Origin of the sequence: Coleofasciculus sp. E1-EBD-02 (genome assembly GCF_040218245.1) — a bacterium.
Lineage (GTDB): Bacteria > Cyanobacteriota > Cyanobacteriia > Cyanobacteriales > Coleofasciculaceae > Coleofasciculus.
Genome location: NZ_JAVJQN010000087.1, coordinates 81,252 through 98,519 on the forward strand (window position 1 = coordinate 81,252; position 17,268 = coordinate 98,519).

Here is a 17,268-nt window from a genome sequence, read left to right on the forward strand (position 1 = left end):
GACAGGGCGACCCGAAATTGAATGGAATTGTGTTGTTGATTAAACCAAGCGGGTCGCCCTTACAGGAAGATGATCGGGGTTTTGGTTCTAGTATCCGATCGCCCAATCGTATCTATCCTGATCCAAGCAACGCGATCGCACGTTTCCTCCTTATCCCCTAACTTCTTCCCATTCCCAGGAAGACGGGGAAGCATCACTCCCCAGTCTACCCCTGTTCATTTCTACCACCTGATTGAGATAAGGAAAACTTTTAGACTTTAGGCTTACGTTTTAATCATTTAAACTTCATCAAACTTAACAGGGCAGAAAACGTCACAGGTCAATCCTGATTTGATCAGGGTTTGAGGTTGTAGTACAATGTTAACTTAATCCTGTATTGTGCTAATTTTATAGCAATTTTTCAACTTTAAACGCTTCAAACCCTTATAAATACGTTATTTTATCCCGTAACACTGCGGCAAACGTGAAACACGACAAGCATCTTACATTACCCAATTTCCTCAACTCAGACCGAGGTAAATTTGACAAAGGAACCTTTTTATGCATCTGAGGTTTAATCAAAAAGGAACAACTGGGGGGAATAGGAATGCAACTCAGCAGGAGTTAGAGGAAGTGCGATCGCATAAGACACAGATCACCGAATCTCTGCTTAAGCCAACAAATTGAGGAACCAGTGACTGGATGGGAGGGAAGAAATAGGGCGCGATCGCACCGCGACTCAACCCAAATAATTCTCTTTATACAGTTGCGCGGTCTTCGCTTTAAATTGAGGACAGGGCGACCCGATCGCATTGAATAGAGTGGTGTTGTTAATTAAACCAAGCGGGTCGCCCCTACAAGAAGTAATTTGACAAAAGTACATTCAGTTATCCCTGTTTGACTGGTAGGGAATCACCGATCCTTTTAGGTCGAATGCCACTGACTTTAGAGTTTGTAGTAAGCGCTTTAGCGCTTCTGGCACTAAAGTGCCTACTACGAACCCAGCGTAAGTCAGTGACATTCCTTTTCGGTCGGTGAGAATGTCAACGATGTCCTGCATCAGATGTTTTATCTGGATCAACGGTTAACCAACTGTTTTTGAAATACCAGCCATTTTTCCATAGCATCAGAATTAGAGTCTACCCCTTTCTGCAATAAAATTACCCCATCTTCAAACCCAATAATGCCATACTCCTGCTTTGCCGTTACCTGATCAATGAGTGATACCAGCGACTTCAAGAGTCCTCGTTCCTGATCAAAAGCCACCTGATATTGCTGCAATCGCCAAAGGTCAGCAATCATATAGTCTACATTAATAACCTCTTGCTGATCATTGCGTAACTTTAAATCCGGTAAGCGGATAATTTCACGGCGACTAGAGAGATGAGGAATAATATACGTTGTCGCCGAAACACTGGCATCCGGTGGAATTTGGGCAACTAAAGGACGCATTTGTTGCACATGCCGCCACTGTTGGGGTAATGAGATATGTACCCACGGGTCAAAGGAATCCGGTAGCATAAAATAAAACGCCCGATTTAACGCTGAAGCACTGGAGGTATAGGAGAAAAATAGCGTCAAACTAATACAAAAAATCCAAAAATATCGAAAGTGCGATCGCTTATATAACCCTTGATGCTTTGACCACCAGAGAATCACCCCATAAAACAACCCTGGCACCACCGTAAGCGCATAACGAATATTAATCGCCAGTACCGATTCTCCCTGACCTAAAAATAACTTAAGTAAGGGAAATCCAGCTATCATCCAAGAGGCGGGTGAAATCGCTGGCACAAACGCCAACGGTAACCATTGCCCCAATAAATAATTCAACGTGCGACCAAAGGGTGTAACCAATTCCACCAACACCCGCCCTGGATTACTCACCATTCCCCAGATAATTTCTAACGTAGACGCCTCATCCCCTGAAGCATATTGACCGAATCGTTCCATCATAAACCGCTGCGAAATATCTTCTGAAAATAACGGCATAACTAGATTCGTCAGCAGAATTATATAGCCAAAACTTAAGCTACAAACCGCTAACCCAATCCGGGGATAGCGCCGACTTAGGATTAAGTAGACTCCCACACCAAACAAGCCGATTCCCGCATCTTCGCGCACGGCTAAAAGGAACACGGCTAATAGCCAAAACAGCCACCAGCAGCGTTTTTCCATCGCTAGCAACAGTCCGAAAACAAATAGGGGAATCTGGGAAATATCGTGAAAGTTCGATAACGTTGGACCAATAACTGCATTCGCACAGTAAAAGCTAACCGTAATCATCCCAGCTAAGGTTGGTTCCAGATACTCTCGTGCGAGACCATACAACACCAAACCTGCCGCCGTGACCAATGTTATCTGCAATACAGTTAACGTGGCGGGTGTAGGAAATAAAGCATACAGGGGTAACCAAAGTAACAACGCTGGCGTAAAATGTTGTCCCAATCGGTGATAATCCACCCTGGGAACCTCCCCCTGATGAACCACATTCGTCGAAAGTTGGGAGGATAAGGAACTCTCAAAAAAACGTCCATGCAGGTTATTCCAGAAGACTTGATTAAAAATCCCTTGGTCGTAGGAGGAATAAAACGTATAGTGTCGATGTAAGCCTAAAGTTAAAGCAATACAAAAAAAAGCGAGTGCCACCGTAATCGCTAACTTTGATAGAGATACCTGAGAAAATTTCAATCGCATCATAGTATGTCCGGCTGTATAATTCGTCTATCATACCCGTAGTTATTTTCCAGAGAACATTATCCTAACGAAGGACAAAGGACAAAGGACAAAGGACAAAGGACAAAGGACAAAGGACTACTTAATTTTGCTACCATAGCGGGAGTCCCCTTGCTGATTGTAAGATGATCAAGAGAATTTCCTTAAGCTTAGGCTTGTTGAGTGGCATCCTATTCACAGGCAATCCAGTTAATGCTGATATACCCCTAACTCCAGTCTCCCCTGCATCCTCAACAGTTCCCCAAACCATTTCCCAAGCCTCCACCTCTAGCAATATCAAGCTGTTACTCGAAGACTTACCTGAGGGGTTCCAGGAACTTCCCCCCGAATTAACCGCCTCACTTGCCTCTCAATTTAGACTGTTAACCCAGCAATTCCAGGAAGCCAACCTGAACCCAGAAAATTTATTTGCCTTTGTCAATCCCGAAAGCTTTCAAATTGTGCTGGGATTTACCAGTCCCCTGTCTAGCGAACAAGATTGGGTAAACTTTGATACCAATGTACAGCAGTTACAACAACCCGAAATTCAACAGTTACTGGTTAGCCAACTGAAGCAACGATTGCAAGGGATGGGAGAAATTAACGTTTTGGAATACAAACCCCTCCCACAATTGAATAACTTTGCAGATACCTCAACAGGCTTTACTTTAGGCATCGATATGGAAGGAACCCCCCTACAATTAGACATGGCAACCTTTCGCCGAGGTGGGATGATTGCGTTCACTGGGGTGATGTATCTGAATGGACAAATGCCATTAATTCAAGTTGGCGATGTTGCCCAAAAGCTTGATAGTCGTATTGTCCAACGTTCGGCGCAATCCTATCCTGCTAGTTTAGCCAACCACTAGTTTAGCCAACCATCAGTTTTAAATCCCCAACCGACAACGTAGATATATACCCACCTGGCGTATATGTAGGGGCGGGTTTAACGACTATCTTTCTGGTTGCACACAAGATGTGACTAAACCCGCCCCGATTAGGTATAGCACTACTATTGCCTATTGCCTATTGCCTATTGCCTATTGCCTATTCCCTATTGCCTATTCCCTATTGCCTATTGCCTATTCCCTATTGCCTATTGCCTATTGCCTATTCCCTAGCGCTAAGTAGGTTGGTGGAAATAAACTCAACCATGTTAAGTTATGTTAACAAGCCTCAAACCCTTACAAATGACGAATGACGAATGACGAATGACGATCCCCACCGTTAACTTTAATTGTCCCCACCTACTTATATCATCGTTCAATTCTCTCCCTAATCCACTTCCGAAAAGCTTTTAAAGCCACACTTGAACCTTGCATCAAACTCATTTGGACAAATTGTGAAACCCCCTCAATCATCGGGAAATTCGGAAAAGTAGGACTCAAAGAAGATTCAACATAATCACCCGCTTGCAGTACATTAATTTTTAAAGTTCCCTGAGAAAACTGCCATAACTCCGGCACTCCCAAAGCGGCATAAGCACTCAGTTGTGTTTTGGAAGTAACATCAACCTCAATGGCTAAATCAGGGGGTGGATCTACGGTTAAATCTAATCGTCTTTTGCCAATCATTAAACGATGATTTTGAAGATAAAAACAATTATCTGGCTCGATTCCTGCTGCCATATCCTGGCGCTTAAACGTCGTTGAACCGTAACATTCGCGGTCAACCTCCAATTATTCTAGCAAAATCTTTACCATGTCACCAATAATTTCTTTATCAAACTCATGTTCTGATAATGGCATCCTAATTTCTAATTTACTGTGATAGTAAGCTACTCTAGTCGCTCGTTTTTTACCGAGTTCTTGCAAAATATCCTCGAATTTTGACCAGTTTACATCAGTTAAAATAATCCGCTGTCCTAGAGGAATACTTAACTGTTTGAGTTGTAATGTTACCATTTATAGTTACCTTCGGGTTAACCTGCTTCTATGTTAGGGCAATCACTTCACCTGTACTAATACCAAGTTGTGTTCAAAGATAGCAGATAGAGTAGATGGGGTGAGGGGGTGATGGGAAGATGGGGGAAAAAGAAAGTTCTACATTAGACGGCAACTTGGTATAAAACCCGCACAGTATTCAACCAAGTCGCAAACCGCTATATTGTTTTAGACAAAATCTCCCGGTAGCTACCAATAGCTTACCGGGAGAGACTCAGCATTTTCTGTTTGATTTCAATTGTAAGTTCAAGGACACCGATCAAAAATCCGTAAAATTCAGGAATTTCCGGTCTCTAGTTTCCATAAATCATCAAAAATACGGGTTGACAACGGGTTATAGCAATGCTAGCTAGGGTCTGCTGAATAAGTCTTGTGGTGGAGTTAGAGAGCAGGGGAAGCAGGGGAAGCAGGGGAAGCAGGGGAAGCAGGGGAAGCAGGGGAAGCAGGGGAAGATGAGGGAGATGAGGGAGATGGGGGAGATGAGGGAGATGAGGGAGATGAGGGAGATGAGGGAGATGAGGGAGATGAGGGAGATGAGGGAGATGAGGGAGATGAGGGAGATGGTAGACAAAATTTCTATAGCCCATTACCCTGTTCCCTGTTCCCTGTTCCCTGTTCCCTGTTCCCTAACAAATGACAAATGACAAATGACATAAGACAAATGACATAAGACAAATGACAAATAACCCTTACCGCTCAAAACTGTAGATTTTTTGCGTGGTTAAATGCTCAAATACACGGGAGGGACACTGACTCAGCGAGAACATTTGCCGATCAAGCTGAACTTGTAAACTAAGCAGGGGATCGACTCCAGTAGACACTAGAAATTCTAGACGTCCCAGTTGCGACCAAGTGCTGAGTGTATCTAAGATTTTCGCGATCGCAACGCAGTAAGGATGATGGCTATCCTTGTACCAGTCGGGTTCTGCCAGATTAGCTTGATCAAAGCCCAGGTGAACGATTAAAGACGGTTTCCCAAATAGTGCGATCGCCACAGGACGGGCTTCTTCCTGTAACAATAGGTTATGGCTTTCCGCTAAATGTCGCAGTTTTTCCAGTCGTTCATACCGTTCCGTCACCGGTTGCGGCGCATCTAACCACTGAATTCCCACAGTGACTAAATAGGTTTGTAGCAACAGATGCCCTAATTTCTGTGCCTTGGTTGCTAAATAGATCGAATTATAGTCATTGGATTCAATCAACAGGGGGACGCGATCGACCACCTCAATCCCATATCCCCTTAATCCAGCAATCTTACGCGGATTATTGGTAATCAGGCGAATTTTTTTGACGCCAATATCATTAAGCATCTGCGCCCCCATCCCATAGTTACGCAGATCCGCCGGGAATCCCAAGCGTTCATTCGCTTCCACCGTATCCAGTCCCATATCCTGGAGGGAATAGGCTTTCAGCTTATTCACCAAACCAATCCCGCGTCCCTCTTGGCGCAAATACACCAGTACCCCTTGACCCGCCGTCTCTATCATTTTTAAAGCGGCTTCGAGTTGCTGGCGACAATCACAGCGCAGGGAACCCAAAGCATCTCCCGTCAGGCATTCTGAGTGCATCCGTACCATCACGGGTTGGTCTTGGAACGTGTCCGGATCTCCCTTGACAATTGCCACATGTTCTGTTTTGTCCAAGGTATTGCGATAGCCATAAATTTTAAACGTGCCAAACTCTGTCGGCAATTTAGCCACCGTTTCCCGGTAGACAAAGCGATCGTGTTCTAGGCGGTAACTAATTAAGTCGGCAATGCTAATCAGTTTAAGATTATGCTGCTTGGCATACTGAATCAACTGCGGCAAACGCGCCATCGACCCATCGGGATTTTGGATCTCACAGATCACCCCGGCTGGGTATAAACCTGCCAATCGCGGTAAATCCACCGCCGCTTCCGTATGACCCGCCCGTTTGAGGACACCTCCTTCTCTAGCGCGGATCGGGAAAATATGACCTGGACGTCGTAAATCACAGGGTTTAGTGTGGGGATTAATCGCAATTTGGATCGTTCGCGCCCGATCTTCTGCCGAGATACCCGTTGTCACCCCCAAATGGGATGCTGCATCAATGCTAATCGTGAACGCCGTTTGATTACTATCGGTATTTTTAGTTACCATTAACGGCAAATCCAGGGCATCGAGGCGTTCTCCCATCAGCGCCAGACAAATCAAGCCCCTGGCTTCCACCGCCATGAAATTAATCATATCTGGTGTAGCAAATTGGGCAGCGCAAATTACGTCCCCTTCGTTCTCCCGGTTTTCATCGTCAACCACAACCAAAGCGCGACCGGCTTTGAGATCGGCTAGGGCTTCATCTATCGAGTTGAATTCAAACAAAACAGTTTCAGGCGATTCCACGTCAAAAGCGCGAGTGCTAGACCGTTACATAAAACTTACACAAATTTACCAACAAGTGGTAAAATATGCCGTTTACTTCCTGCTTCATTCTGGCGATGTCGGCATCCTCCAGTCCACAGGCTATCACCACCTAACTGGCGGCTGTCTCCAAATTCAGGGAGGCGTTAAAGTCTGGTCAATTTCCAACCCTAAATTTATAGCGTGAGTTACTTTTCGATTGTATCCCGTTTATCTGGGTAGAGAATTCACAGATGCCAGAGTTCTTCAAGAAGGGCGGGTTGAGTTAAGTTATGGGTTTGTGCCAAAGGTTCTAGCTCCCCCAGCTTCTAGACGTTCCACCGGAACGTCTCTACTCCCTCTGCTCCCCCAGCTCCCCCAACTCCCCCAGCTTCCCCAGCTCCCCCAGCTTCCCCAGCTCCCCCAGCTCCCCCAGCTCCCCCAGCTCCCCCAGCTCCCCCAGCTTCCCCAGCTCCCCCAGCTCCCTCTGCTCCCCCAGCTCCCCCAGCTTCCCTTACTACCCCCTCTCCCTCATCTGTGACTGTTTCAATGCGGCTTTCGCTTGTTGCCAAAGCTGCTCTAATTCATCCAGGGTATACTCAGACAAGGAACGAGTCGCGATCGCTTCCATCCCAGACAAACGCTGGATAAACCGTTGGTTGGTGTCTTGCAGCGCTGTGGCTGGATCAAGGTCATACCAACGGGCGACATTAATTAGTGTAAACAATAAGTCTCCTAATTCTGCCTGCTGCTCCTCTTTCCCTTCCTGGGCAATTGCCTGATGGAACTCCGCTAATTCTTCCTCAAATTTTGCCCAAACCCCATCCACATCATTCCATTCAAACCCGGCGGCGGCGGCTTTTTGAGACATTTTCATCCCTGCCATTAAGGGAGGAAGTTTCCGGGCGTATCCCTGGAGTTTGCGACTCAACCGTTGTGCCTCGGCTGGGGTTTCTCCTTTTTCGGCAGCTTTGATTTGTTCCCAATTGTAATGGACTTCTTCGGCGTCTTGCACATTGACATCACCGAAGACGTGGGGATGACGACGGATGAGTTTTTCGGTAATGCCATCTGCCACTTCTTTTAGAGTAAAGTCACCGACTTCGGCGGCTATTTGCGCTTGTAAGACGACCTGAAGCAGTAAATCACCCAATTCTTCGGCAATGGCTTGGGGATTGCCACGGCGAATCGCATCCACCACTTCATAGGCTTCTTCAATCACATAAGGGGTCAACGTCTCCGGAGTTTGGGCAAGATCCCAAGGACAGCCTCCATCAGGCGATCGCAATTGGGCAACCACATCGATAAGCTGTTGTAGGGCATTTGTCATTTGTCCTTTGTCATTCGTCATTTGTCTTATGCCTTATGTAAGGGGTCGAGAATGCAGGCATTTTGGTTAAGCTATAGGGACAATCCCTCAAGCGGTTCTATCGGGTAACTATGAATCTAACTATTTTTGATCAGAAACTCCGCATTGAACTGGAATGGTATGAGCAACTTTGGGCGTTCACCTTAGATAAAGGGTGGCAAATCCCCCTCAACCATATTACCAGCGTCACCACTGATGAACCCCCTAGCAGTTGGACAGAAATTCGCGCCCCCGGTACAGCGTTACCGGGAGTGATTAAGGCGGGAACCTACTACAGTTCTAGGGGGAAAGAATTTTGGTATGTGACGAGCGATCGCAATTATCTCGTACTAGCACTACAAGATGAACCCTACCAGAAAATTGTCCTAACGTTAGACCAAAATGACTTTTGGGCAGAACGTATTCAGCAAGCCCAAGCCTCATCGATTTGAGGCTAACTTCTGTTCCCTGTTCCCCAAACTTAAATTTATTTTGGCGAATAAAGCCAGCTTTGATATTCAGGATTAGTGTCTTTCATATCTTCATAAAGCCAGACCATGCGATCCAGAAACCACAGCTTTCCGGCATAGATTAGCGCGACACCAAACAGCGTGATCCAAATGTCAAGTTCAATGACGCCCCAAGCCACAAAACCTGTACCAATTGCTGCTACTGTCGTGAGGATATTGGGCATAGTTTGATGTCGGGTGGGGACGGGGATTGTATCTCGATTCATCCAAACCCGTTCGCCAAACACGGCTTTAGATGCCCAATTATCAGTTGTTTCTGGTTGAGCAAAGAGGCGTGGATTTACCCAATTCCAAAGTAACGCCACTGCAACCAAAAGCAAAGACCACCAACCTAGCCAAATTCGACTCCAAATGCCTAGAATGAGCAAAGGTAAAACTGTGTTGCGTGTCCAGACACTCCAAGGATTAGCATGACGTGTCCATGTAGCTTCATCCATCTGAAACAGTTGAGAAATTTTGTTTTCTAGAGTCATGGTTGTTATAAGTAGGTGGACACAATTAAAGTTAACGGTCGAGATTAGGGAACAGGGAACAGGGAACAGGGAACAGGGAACAGTAAGGGTTTGAGGGCGATTTACAAAACTTGGTACAGTACCGTTTTCTGTTGTCCGACTACTTATCTCAGAAGCGTCAAGTTCGTCGATTTGAGGTTCGTTTGCGTTTAGTTGATTTACGGCGCGGTTTTTGCTTTTGACGCTGGTAGCGCTTGTAGGTGGAACTCGTCCAATCACTAATGGAGTGGATGATAGCGCCGAGTTCTAAGCCGATAAATAAAGCAATCCAGTGGGCTTGATAATCGAGGAGCGATCGCGTGATTTGTTGTTTCAACTCTTCCCCAGTCCAGGGTACAGCTTGGAATAGGTATAGAATCGCGAATCCGATTCCCGCCAGGGCGATGATCCAACTCCCCAGATAAAGGATACGAATCGTAGTCCCCAGGATAAATCCGTGGGAAAAAATAGAGCGGTGGCGCATTACCTTTTGGTAAGGTAGCCAAATCCAGCGCAGCCACCCCCAGCGTTTAAAGGGGCGTGAGTAGAGATCTAAGTCGGGGCTGAACATGAGTCCACTAAAAAAAAAGCCTCCAGATACGATCAGGGTTAAGTCCCCATTCCTAGTCATGATGCGGGTTACAGCGGTTACAAGGGGGAGACTCCATAAGGTAATGCGATCGTGTATTTGACCAGAGGGCATATTTTTGGTAATTTAGTGTTAACCTAAGTAAGTATGTTACATACACGGGCGGTTAGCTCAGCGGTAGAGCGCCTGCCTTACAAGCAGGATGTCACTGGTTCGAATCCAGTACTGCCCATTTTTTTTGTACAGCACTTGTAGGGGCTTGGTAACCAAGCCCCTACTTGATGGGAACCCGGTGTACTGTTTTGATATAATCGCCTAACTTACCCACCCAGTTTTCCCATGTCACAAGCGTGTATTTTAGCTCACTTGAGTCACACATCCTCTGTGCCGAACCTGATCGCCTCTGAACCCACGTTAAGCACGGTTTTAATCGGGATTGCGATCGCGTTTGGATTCGGTGCGGTTCATGCACTGTCCCCTGGACATGGTAAAACCCTCGTCAGTGCCTATTTTATTGGCTCTCAAGGAACTGCACAGCAGGCGGTTTTACTCGGATTAACGATAACCTTTACTCATACGCTGAGTATTTTTCTCTTGGGTGCGATCGCGCTGTTTGCATCTCAATACTTCTTACCTGAACAATCCTATCCGATACTGAGTTTCGTGAGCGGGTTAACCATTGGTATCGTCGGATTGAGCCTGCTGAGGAAGCGGCTGCATTCCGATTCCCATTGTCATTCACACGCTCATGCACACTCACCCACTAGCCTTTCATCCCTGGTTAAATTAGGGATTGCGGGGGGATTAATTCCTTGTCCTTCTGCATTGGTGATGTTATTGAGTGCTGTGGCTCTACACCAGATTAGCTATGGGCTATTTTTGGTGGGCGGGTTTAGTCTGGGGTTAGCATCAGTGTTAGTTATTTTGGGTGTCGTCGCCATTTATGCTCGCCAGTGGCTGGAGCGATTGCCACAAACGGATCAAGTGTTGCAGAAGTTATCCATTTTGAGTGCGATCGTGATCATGATCATTGGTTTTGGTATTACCGTTGTTTCAGTCACTACCTCGTTATGAGGCAAAATCAATCACAACCTTTTCACAGATATCCAATGAAAGTAAAACAGTTCTTTGTTGTCCTACTGGTACTTGTCAGTCTTTTGGGCTTTCCCAGCCAAGCCTTCGCCCATGGTGTAGAAACAAACTATAACTTAAACATTAAGTCCCTGGAACTTCAATCGCTGTTCAGCACAGGAGAAGCGTTTAAAGATGCGCCTGTGATTGTCCATCCTCCTGCGGGTTCAGACTATGCACCGATTGAAGGAAGAACAAACGAACAAGGGATGTTTGTTTTTGAACCCGACTACTCCGTCAGTGGAGAGTGGGAGGTGGAGATTGGTGAGGATAGTCATTGGGATATGTTAACGATTCCGGTGAGCGATCGCGGAATTGATGTCGAGGCGATCAGCCAGATTCAGGAGGATCATCCTCACCATCATCACTATCTTGCCAGTCAAATTCTTGTCGTGGTGCTTGCCATTTGTTTTGGCATTAGTAGTCAATTTATCAGCCATAAATTCAAGGGTTAACCTCGTAGGGGCGCACAGACTTCATTAGTATCAACTTAAGGCTGAAACCCTTACTTAATCAGAGAGCCCCCCTACCTCCCTTAAAAAGGGGGGAACCAGAAATTAATCAAAGTCCCCCTTTTTAAGGGGGATTTAGGGGGATCTAAACTTTGAGCGCTAGTCATACAAACTCTTAAGTTGACACGGATGACTGACGTGCGCCCACAGGCAGAAAAACAGGCGATCGCATTTTTGACTTGTAACGAACAATGATTCCAATTATTATCCCACAAACCCTAAAAGTTACTCAGGAACAGTTTGAGAAACTCGCTGCGGCTAATCGCGACGTGCGACTCGAACGAACAGCTATAGGAGAATTAATTATTATGCCACCCACTGGGGGAATTACCGGAAAACGGAATATTGATATAGAAGGACAACTCTGGTTTTGGAATCGCCAGACAAAACTAGGGGTTGCTTTCAACTCTTCTACTGCATTTCGGCTTCCTAATGGTGCAGATCGTTCTCCTGATGCGTCTTGGGTGAGTCAAGAACGATGGGATGCTTTGACACCCAAACAACAGGAAGCATTTCCGCCACTGTGTCCGGATTTTGCGATCGAATTGCGTTCTAAGAGTGACAATATGGAACCTTTACGCAAAAAGATACAGGAATATTTAGACAATGGGTTGCGTTTGGGGTGGTTGATTGATGCGAAGAATAAAAGGGTTGAAATTTATCGACCGAATCGGGAGGTTGAGGTTTTAGAGTCACCTACGAGTTTATCGGGGGAAGAGGTTTTACCGGGATTTGTACTGGATTTACAGGTGGTTTTGGATGGTTAACATTTATTTTTATATACCAGCCAAAGTCTTCTAGCATGAGACCGTTAAAAACATCATTATTAAAGAGCAGGGTTGTTAGTAAAATAAATTAAATAAAGGCAGTAGTCACCGATCAAGGTTTCAAATTTTTCATGGGATCAACGTGGAGATATTAAGACGATGAATATAACCCTAACACCAGAAGCGGAACGATTGATTCAAGAAAAGCTTAAAAGCGGTCAATATCAAACGGCTGATGAAGTAATTGTTGAAGGGTTACAATTATTAGAGCAGCGAGATCAACACTATAAAGTGTGGTTAGAAGAAATTACTCGCCAAGTAGAAGTTAGTCTTCAACAGCTCCTTAAGCAAACTGACACAAAATCAATTCCTAAAACACCCGAAGAGTTGGGCTGGTCTCCTGGTTTTTTTGAGAAGACAGCAGGCAAGTGGCAAGGGGAACCATTGACACGAGGGGAACAAGGAGAATATGAGCAGCGGCTTTGGGAACTTTTGTAATTTATCTGTTAGATACGAATACGTGTATTCTCTATCTGACTCGTCGAAATTCAGCAGTTGTTGAGAAATTGATGACTATTCCACGGCAAGACATCGTGCTGTGCGATATTGTCAAAGCTGAACTCTATTATGGTGCTTATAAAGGTACTCGCCTGGAGAGTAATTTGGCGTTGTATCAGGAGTTTTTCAGCGAGTTAGTCAGTCTTCCTTTTGATGGCAATGCAGCAGCAGTCTACGGGCGTATCCGGGCGCGACTAGAAGCTTTAGGGACTCCTATTGGTCCGAATGACCTTCAGATTGCAGCAATTACTCTTGCCAACGACTTAATCCTAGTCACCCACAATACCCGCGAATTTAGTCGCGTCGAAGGGCTACGCCTGGAAGATTGGGAGTTGTCCGTGTGAAGTGTTCGCCACTGTCGCCGCCGGAGACGCGATCACACCAACAACTGACAAAGATTACAAGCTAGCTTCAAACAACTGACCAACCAAAAACGCCTTATTCCATAATTACTTTGGGGACTCTATTTGAGTCGGTTCTCCAATTTCACCACTACCAAAATTATCTATCATGAAATCTTTAAAAGCTTCAGCACGATCAATGGTAGCGAAAGAAGCAACTTGTATAGATAGATTATCTGTTTCTTCCCTGGTCTTTTTCCGAGCATCTTGACAAAAACTTGAAGTGACCTTAATCAAACTATTCTCGCTGTAATCAATGTAAACAGGATAGAAATTTACAGGATATACATTTGGGTCTTTGGGCAAAGGATCACCACATACAGTTTTTGGAAAAGATTCCTTATAAAAGGGATTTTCTATTTGACCTGGATTCACTGGTAAATTTTCTGATGGTTTTCTTGAGTTATTTGGTTGCTCTGGAGAAGTTGGAGCTTGCACTATATCAGGCTCAGACAGATTTGACTTTATAGTCGTTGCTACAACGATTATCAACATCAGTAAGCTTCCACCCCCTACGGCAAGTAACCAAGGAAGGATTGCTGCCCACCGTAAAGCAGATTTCAAAAGACTTGAAATAGTTTTTACTTCATTATCTGAAACATGACTCCACTTCCGAAGAACAAAAGTCATCATATCCCGACGTAATTGGTAATGCCAAAACGCTTTAGGCAATAGGTTGCTGATAGCTGGGCGATAGCGTTCTGCATTCTTGGTTGCCAACCATGGCACTAACTTGTTGAGATAAAAACCCGACTTAGATTGACTAACAATAACAGGATCAACCCAACTCTCTCTTGAGTACAATTCTTGCTTTGATTGTCGGTCTTGTATCTCCTGAATTTTTTTCTCTTCTTCTTGATCTAGCACCTCATAAAACTTCACTTCTGTGTCTTCTGCAACTTGTTGAGCCACAGGTTTTGAATTATCCTTTAGCCAACGAAACATTGCCTCTTCTACAGCAGTTCGAGGACGCTGATTGAGATCCCTCCAAATCGAGTAGCGATGACCGTTGATTTCAATCTCATCATCCCCATTTGAAAGGTTTTCACGCTGTTTTAGATAAGTTTCACCTAGTATATAGACGATTTCTTTACGCTCATTGGATTTGACCTCAGCAACTAAATCCTGTAACAGATCTTCGATTTGCTCAAAGTATCGGATGGTTAGTAATTTAATGGCAATTAAAACAACTTGGCGGATGAAAGAATATCGTTCGCGTTGAAGGATATTTCGTAAGCGGTGAAACCCTTGGTCAGGGGTAAATTGATTAATTCCTTCATCATACCGAATTTGCCCATAAGTTAATGCTACAGTTCCTAGCAAACAATTATATCGTGTAATTTTTATACCAGTAAAATTTATGGATCTACTTGTTGAGCATTCGCTGATCCACAACTCTAGCGTTCTCAGAACTTCTTCAGGATTTAGTTGGTAAGTGAATGCTAAACTCCTGCTAATTGCTGGAATTAAGTCTAGTTTCAGTGTAAGGTCATGAAGCATATCGCGCAATTGGACAAGATGTAACGATGCCACTCTAGGTAAAGTATGGTAACCAAAGCGATCGCGGACTAAATTATTTGGATCTTCTGATAGCTTTTTGAGTAAGTCATACAGTTTTGGGTGAAGTTGATTAGGGGGGTCGTATAGAGCCGCGTAACTAACTGTTAGAGCAATAGTAGCTCGAATATAGTCTTGTGGCTCCTTCGTTGTTTTCTCATCCTGATTAGTCAGGATACTTTTTAATTGGCTAATTAAACGTTGATCATTTTGCCAATTGTGAAGCGTTTCAAATAGTTCCTGTTCACGGTTATAGTTTGGGTCACGCCAGCGTGCCATTGCGTAGGCAGCTACTGCTTGAACTTCTAGTTCTTCATCTGCAGCTAAATGGCGTAAGGTGTCTTGTATAGCAGTAGGAGAAATCCAACCAATATCGCTTAGAGCTTCACCTAAGACAAGGCGAATTTGCTCACATCTTGCTGAGGTTCCATATAATTCCTGTTCAAAAGACCTATTAGCTACCGAATTCTGAACTAGAGTTTCTATTGTAGCTAGTGCAGCAAGAATTTGCCTGCGATGACTAGACCAGGCTACTTTAAACAACATTCGGCGTTGTTGGGGAAAGCAACCTTCAACTTTTGCTCGATCAGTCTCTGTGTTTATCGGATTTAAATTGAAAAAATTGCGGAGATTATCTAAATCGCAGTAATCAAGAGCGCGTAAGGATGGATCACGCTTCTGCCAAACGTTTTCTACAATTTCTTCTAGCGCGGCAAAGAACTGATCATCAAGCAAACCTGTAAAAAAGTTTAATCCCAAAGCTAGCAATTGTTCGCGAGAATCCAATATTTGATAGAACCAATTATTTAATGCCGTTTCGTTATTTTTAATTTCTTTAATCAATTCAATGACTTTTGTTTTCTGGGGTAATTCCTGGTTTTTATCAAACTCTTTAGCCAGAAGTTGTACAAAACGAGCAATTTTGTCTGGAGTCTGTAACTGTTGAGCAACTGTGTGGACTGTCAAATTTCCAATACATTGATCTTCAGGTTCAATATTTTCATTCAGCAATACCTGCTTTAAAGATTCAGTCGTATTATTCAGCGCCTGAACAAGAGCCTTAACTAAACTGTTTTGATCATAGAGTTCTGCCCCTGACAAGTTTTGCCAGAATTCAGTGGTTTCTGGAGATAGCTTCCAACTTTCAATAGGTATATCTGTGGTTATTATGACATAATGCTGTCTCGAAACAGCCATCTTATGAATTCGGGATAAATCATAGCCAATATTTTGAGGCGAAACCTGATTTAAAAGAAAAATTGTGGTTTCTTCGGCTTTTTGGAGTTCCACATCAATACTTTGTGGATCAGAACTGCGCTGCCACTCTAAGATAGGTAGTTTTTCATATCCACGGTTGCTAATATGCCATGCAAAGTACCTCGCTAAACTAGGCTTATCGATATCATTTCCTCCACCGAATGCCAATATTCGCTTTTCTTGAATAAATCCGAAAAACTTTTGAATGATACCCTGACTAGGGCTAACAAAATTAGGAGACTCAAATTGTTCTAGGCTTGGCTCGAAAAAGTCGGGCTTTTGTAAATAAGTATTTTGAGTAGTATTCCCTATATTAAAAGTGCTGCTATGACTGTCAATGACTTCAACATTTCCGAAAGAAGCTCCTCTCTGTTCATATAAAAAGGTAGATTTATCACTCATGATTTTAGCTTCCTTAATTTAATTTGGGAGAGAGCTTGACTTTTCTCTCTCAATTTTGAGTAGTGTTTCCTATGCTGAAGGTGCTACCATGACTGTCAGTAACTTTCACATCTCTGAAAGATGCTCCTTTCTGAACCTTCTCACTAGCTGAGCGAATTTTCCTTTCCGACTCAGATGGTTGCCTTTCCTCTGTCAGCTTATTAATATCGAGCTTCGCTAAGATTTGGAAGGCAAAAGCACTAGCGTGTCGTGCAGCAATTTTTTGAAATCCAGCATCATCGGCATTGCTCTTATCCTCAATCAGATCTGAGATACCACGAATAATTAACGCATTGATTTCCGGGTTGGCGCGGAGAGCTTTAAGAACACCGTGGCTCTCCATCTCTACTGCTAGCGCATCACCATAATTTTGACGTAGCTGCTGGTAAACTTCAGAATGGGTTGAAGCCACTACTTTGTCACCTGCGGCTATAGCTCCAACCCAAGCTTCCGGTTCCAAGTCCGAACTAGAACCTTGAATCCTCTCTAACCATTCTTCCTTTCTAGCCTCAGCCTTAGCTCGCTGTTCCAAAGGATAGCTAACTTGGCTAACATTAGGTCTTGGCTGGAAAGTTTCGACAACTTTTCCCGACTCGTACCCATAAACTTTCGTTGCGGCTACCACATCACCAAGTTTGACATCCTTGAGTCCACCTGCTACCCCAACGAATAGGATAACGTTCGGCTGGAAA

18 protein-coding genes, 1 tRNA gene and 1 pseudogene are annotated in these 17,268 nt (G+C 44.3%); 11 read left to right on the forward strand and 9 right to left on the reverse strand.

Features of this window, described 5'->3' with window-relative positions; translation table 11 throughout:
• Nucleotides 1-540 precede the first annotated feature (540 nt).
• The gene (locus RIC07_RS14435; RefSeq protein WP_446381223.1) at nt 541-666 is read left to right on the forward strand and encodes a hypothetical protein; all 126 of its coding nucleotides are present in this window, start codon (nt 541-543) and stop codon (nt 664-666) included.
• Nucleotides 667-1,056: 390 nt separating this feature from the next.
• Here RIC07_RS14435 and RIC07_RS14440 read toward each other — a convergent pair whose 3' ends face one another.
• Nucleotides 1,057-2,676 carry a DUF2079 domain-containing protein gene (locus RIC07_RS14440; protein WP_446395149.1) on the reverse strand — a complete coding sequence of 540 codons (1,620 nt, stop codon included), beginning with the start codon at nt 2,674-2,676 and terminating at the stop codon, nt 1,057-1,059.
• Between the two features lie 164 nt (nt 2,677-2,840).
• Between RIC07_RS14440 and RIC07_RS14445 the strand changes: the two genes are divergently transcribed.
• Together RIC07_RS14445 and RIC07_RS14450 are read left to right on the forward strand one after the other, a co-directional pair.
• Nucleotides 2,841-3,563: a hypothetical protein gene (locus RIC07_RS14445; protein WP_446395127.1), complete on the forward strand. Its 723-nt coding sequence runs from the start codon at nt 2,841-2,843 to the stop codon at nt 3,561-3,563.
• A 109-nt stretch (nt 3,564-3,672) separates the two neighbouring features.
• On the forward strand, nt 3,673-3,825 hold the full coding sequence (locus tag RIC07_RS14450; protein ID WP_446395128.1) for a hypothetical protein: 153 nt from the start codon (nt 3,673-3,675) through the stop codon (nt 3,823-3,825).
• 125 nt (nt 3,826-3,950) lie between these two features.
• Here the strand turns inward: RIC07_RS14450 and RIC07_RS14455 are convergent.
• Nucleotides 3,951-4,598 (reverse strand): annotated as a pseudogene (locus RIC07_RS14455) (Uma2 family endonuclease).
• Nucleotides 4,599-5,089: 491 nt separating this feature from the next.
• Here RIC07_RS14455 and RIC07_RS14460 point away from each other — a divergent pair.
• Nucleotides 5,090-5,281 carry a hypothetical protein gene (locus tag RIC07_RS14460; protein ID WP_446395129.1) on the forward strand — a complete coding sequence of 64 codons (192 nt, stop codon included), beginning with the start codon at nt 5,090-5,092 and terminating at the stop codon, nt 5,279-5,281.
• A 45-nt stretch (nt 5,282-5,326) separates the two neighbouring features.
• On the opposite strand, the gene ribBA is transcribed toward RIC07_RS14460, so the two are convergent.
• The 3 genes from ribBA to mazG all read right to left on the reverse strand — a co-directional run bounded on the left by ribBA (nt 5,327) and on the right by mazG (nt 8,345).
• Nucleotides 5,327-6,976: a bifunctional 3,4-dihydroxy-2-butanone-4-phosphate synthase/GTP cyclohydrolase II gene (gene ribBA / locus RIC07_RS14465; protein ID WP_446395130.1), complete on the reverse strand. Its 1,650-nt coding sequence runs from the start codon at nt 6,974-6,976 to the stop codon at nt 5,327-5,329.
• A 347-nt stretch (nt 6,977-7,323) separates the two neighbouring features.
• Nucleotides 7,324-7,566 (reverse strand): hypothetical protein, encoded by a 243-nt coding sequence (locus RIC07_RS14470; RefSeq protein WP_446395131.1) that lies wholly within the window; start codon nt 7,564-7,566, stop codon nt 7,324-7,326.
• A complete protein-coding gene (gene mazG, locus RIC07_RS14475) occupies nt 7,512-8,345 on the reverse strand; it encodes a nucleoside triphosphate pyrophosphohydrolase (RefSeq protein WP_446395132.1) in 834 nt (277 codons plus the stop codon). Before mazG ends, RIC07_RS14470 begins: the two co-directional genes overlap by 55 nt.
• An 89-nt stretch (nt 8,346-8,434) precedes the next feature.
• Here mazG and RIC07_RS14480 point away from each other — a divergent pair, with 89 nt between their 5' ends.
• Nucleotides 8,435-8,794 (forward strand): hypothetical protein, encoded by a 360-nt coding sequence (locus tag RIC07_RS14480; RefSeq protein WP_446395133.1) that lies wholly within the window; start codon nt 8,435-8,437, stop codon nt 8,792-8,794.
• A gap of 35 nt (nt 8,795-8,829) precedes the next feature.
• On the opposite strand, the gene RIC07_RS14485 is transcribed toward RIC07_RS14480, so the two are convergent.
• Both RIC07_RS14485 and RIC07_RS14490 read right to left on the reverse strand, forming a co-directional pair.
• On the reverse strand, nt 8,830-9,345 hold the full coding sequence (locus tag RIC07_RS14485; RefSeq protein WP_446395134.1) for a DUF6653 family protein: 516 nt from the start codon (nt 9,343-9,345) through the stop codon (nt 8,830-8,832).
• Nucleotides 9,346-9,502: 157 nt separating this feature from the next.
• Nucleotides 9,503-10,066: a metal-binding protein gene (locus tag RIC07_RS14490; RefSeq protein ID WP_446395135.1), complete on the reverse strand. Its 564-nt coding sequence runs from the start codon at nt 10,064-10,066 to the stop codon at nt 9,503-9,505.
• Nucleotides 10,067-10,112: 46 nt separating this feature from the next.
• Between RIC07_RS14490 and RIC07_RS14495 the strand changes: the two genes are divergently transcribed.
• The 6 genes from RIC07_RS14495 to vapC all read left to right on the forward strand — a co-directional run bounded on the left by RIC07_RS14495 (nt 10,113) and on the right by vapC (nt 13,264).
• Nucleotides 10,113-10,184: transfer RNA gene (locus RIC07_RS14495), tRNA-Val, on the forward strand.
• A gap of 107 nt (nt 10,185-10,291) precedes the next feature.
• Nucleotides 10,292-11,026, forward strand: a complete 735-nt coding sequence (locus tag RIC07_RS14500; protein ID WP_446395136.1) for a nickel/cobalt transporter — start codon at nt 10,292-10,294, stop codon at nt 11,024-11,026.
• Nucleotides 11,027-11,061: 35 nt separating this feature from the next.
• The gene (locus tag RIC07_RS14505) at nt 11,062-11,538 is read left to right on the forward strand and encodes a hypothetical protein (RefSeq protein WP_446395137.1); all 477 of its coding nucleotides are present in this window, start codon (nt 11,062-11,064) and stop codon (nt 11,536-11,538) included.
• Between the two features lie 248 nt (nt 11,539-11,786).
• A complete protein-coding gene (locus tag RIC07_RS14510; RefSeq protein ID WP_446395138.1) occupies nt 11,787-12,362 on the forward strand; it encodes a Uma2 family endonuclease in 576 nt (191 codons plus the stop codon).
• A gap of 159 nt (nt 12,363-12,521) precedes the next feature.
• Nucleotides 12,522-12,860, forward strand: a complete 339-nt coding sequence (locus tag RIC07_RS14515) for a ribbon-helix-helix domain-containing protein (RefSeq protein WP_446395139.1) — start codon at nt 12,522-12,524, stop codon at nt 12,858-12,860.
• Nucleotides 12,845-13,264 (forward strand): type II toxin-antitoxin system tRNA(fMet)-specific endonuclease VapC, encoded by a 420-nt coding sequence (gene vapC, locus RIC07_RS14520; RefSeq protein ID WP_446395140.1) that lies wholly within the window; start codon nt 12,845-12,847, stop codon nt 13,262-13,264. Before RIC07_RS14515 ends, vapC begins: the two co-directional genes overlap by 16 nt.
• A gap of 105 nt (nt 13,265-13,369) precedes the next feature.
• Here the strand turns inward: vapC and RIC07_RS14525 are convergent, their stop codons facing one another.
• A complete protein-coding gene (locus tag RIC07_RS14525) occupies nt 13,370-16,537 on the reverse strand; it encodes a HEAT repeat domain-containing protein (protein ID WP_446395141.1) in 3,168 nt (1,055 codons plus the stop codon).
• 49 nt (nt 16,538-16,586) lie between these two features.
• A partial coding sequence (locus tag RIC07_RS14530; RefSeq protein ID WP_446395142.1) for a 5'-methylthioadenosine/S-adenosylhomocysteine nucleosidase family protein occupies nt 16,587-17,268 on the reverse strand: 682 nt, incomplete at its 5' end.

Excerpts from the sequence above, each read along its gene's own strand:
- RIC07_RS14435 (WP_446381223.1), top strand. The coding sequence starts at position 541 with ATGCATCTGAGGTTTAATCAAAAAGGAACAACTGGGGGGAATAGGAAT.
- RIC07_RS14440 (WP_446395149.1), bottom strand. The coding sequence starts at position 2,676 with ATGCGATTGAAATTTTCTCAGGTATCTCTATCAAAGTTAGCGATTACG.
- RIC07_RS14445 (WP_446395127.1), top strand. The coding sequence starts at position 2,841 with ATGATCAAGAGAATTTCCTTAAGCTTAGGCTTGTTGAGTGGCATCCTA.
- RIC07_RS14460 (WP_446395129.1), top strand. The coding sequence starts at position 5,090 with ATGAGGGAGATGAGGGAGATGGGGGAGATGAGGGAGATGAGGGAGATG.
- mazG (WP_446395132.1), bottom strand. The coding sequence starts at position 8,345 with ATGACGAATGACAAAGGACAAATGACAAATGCCCTACAACAGCTTATC.
- RIC07_RS14480 (WP_446395133.1), top strand. The coding sequence starts at position 8,435 with ATGAATCTAACTATTTTTGATCAGAAACTCCGCATTGAACTGGAATGG.
- RIC07_RS14485 (WP_446395134.1), bottom strand. The coding sequence starts at position 9,345 with ATGACTCTAGAAAACAAAATTTCTCAACTGTTTCAGATGGATGAAGCT.
- RIC07_RS14490 (WP_446395135.1), bottom strand. The coding sequence starts at position 10,066 with ATGCCCTCTGGTCAAATACACGATCGCATTACCTTATGGAGTCTCCCC.
- RIC07_RS14500 (WP_446395136.1), top strand. The coding sequence starts at position 10,292 with ATGTCACAAGCGTGTATTTTAGCTCACTTGAGTCACACATCCTCTGTG.
- RIC07_RS14505 (WP_446395137.1), top strand. The coding sequence starts at position 11,062 with ATGAAAGTAAAACAGTTCTTTGTTGTCCTACTGGTACTTGTCAGTCTT.
- RIC07_RS14510 (WP_446395138.1), top strand. The coding sequence starts at position 11,787 with ATGATTCCAATTATTATCCCACAAACCCTAAAAGTTACTCAGGAACAG.
- RIC07_RS14515 (WP_446395139.1), top strand. The coding sequence starts at position 12,522 with ATGAATATAACCCTAACACCAGAAGCGGAACGATTGATTCAAGAAAAG.
- RIC07_RS14525 (WP_446395141.1), bottom strand. The coding sequence starts at position 16,537 with ATGAGTGATAAATCTACCTTTTTATATGAACAGAGAGGAGCTTCTTTC.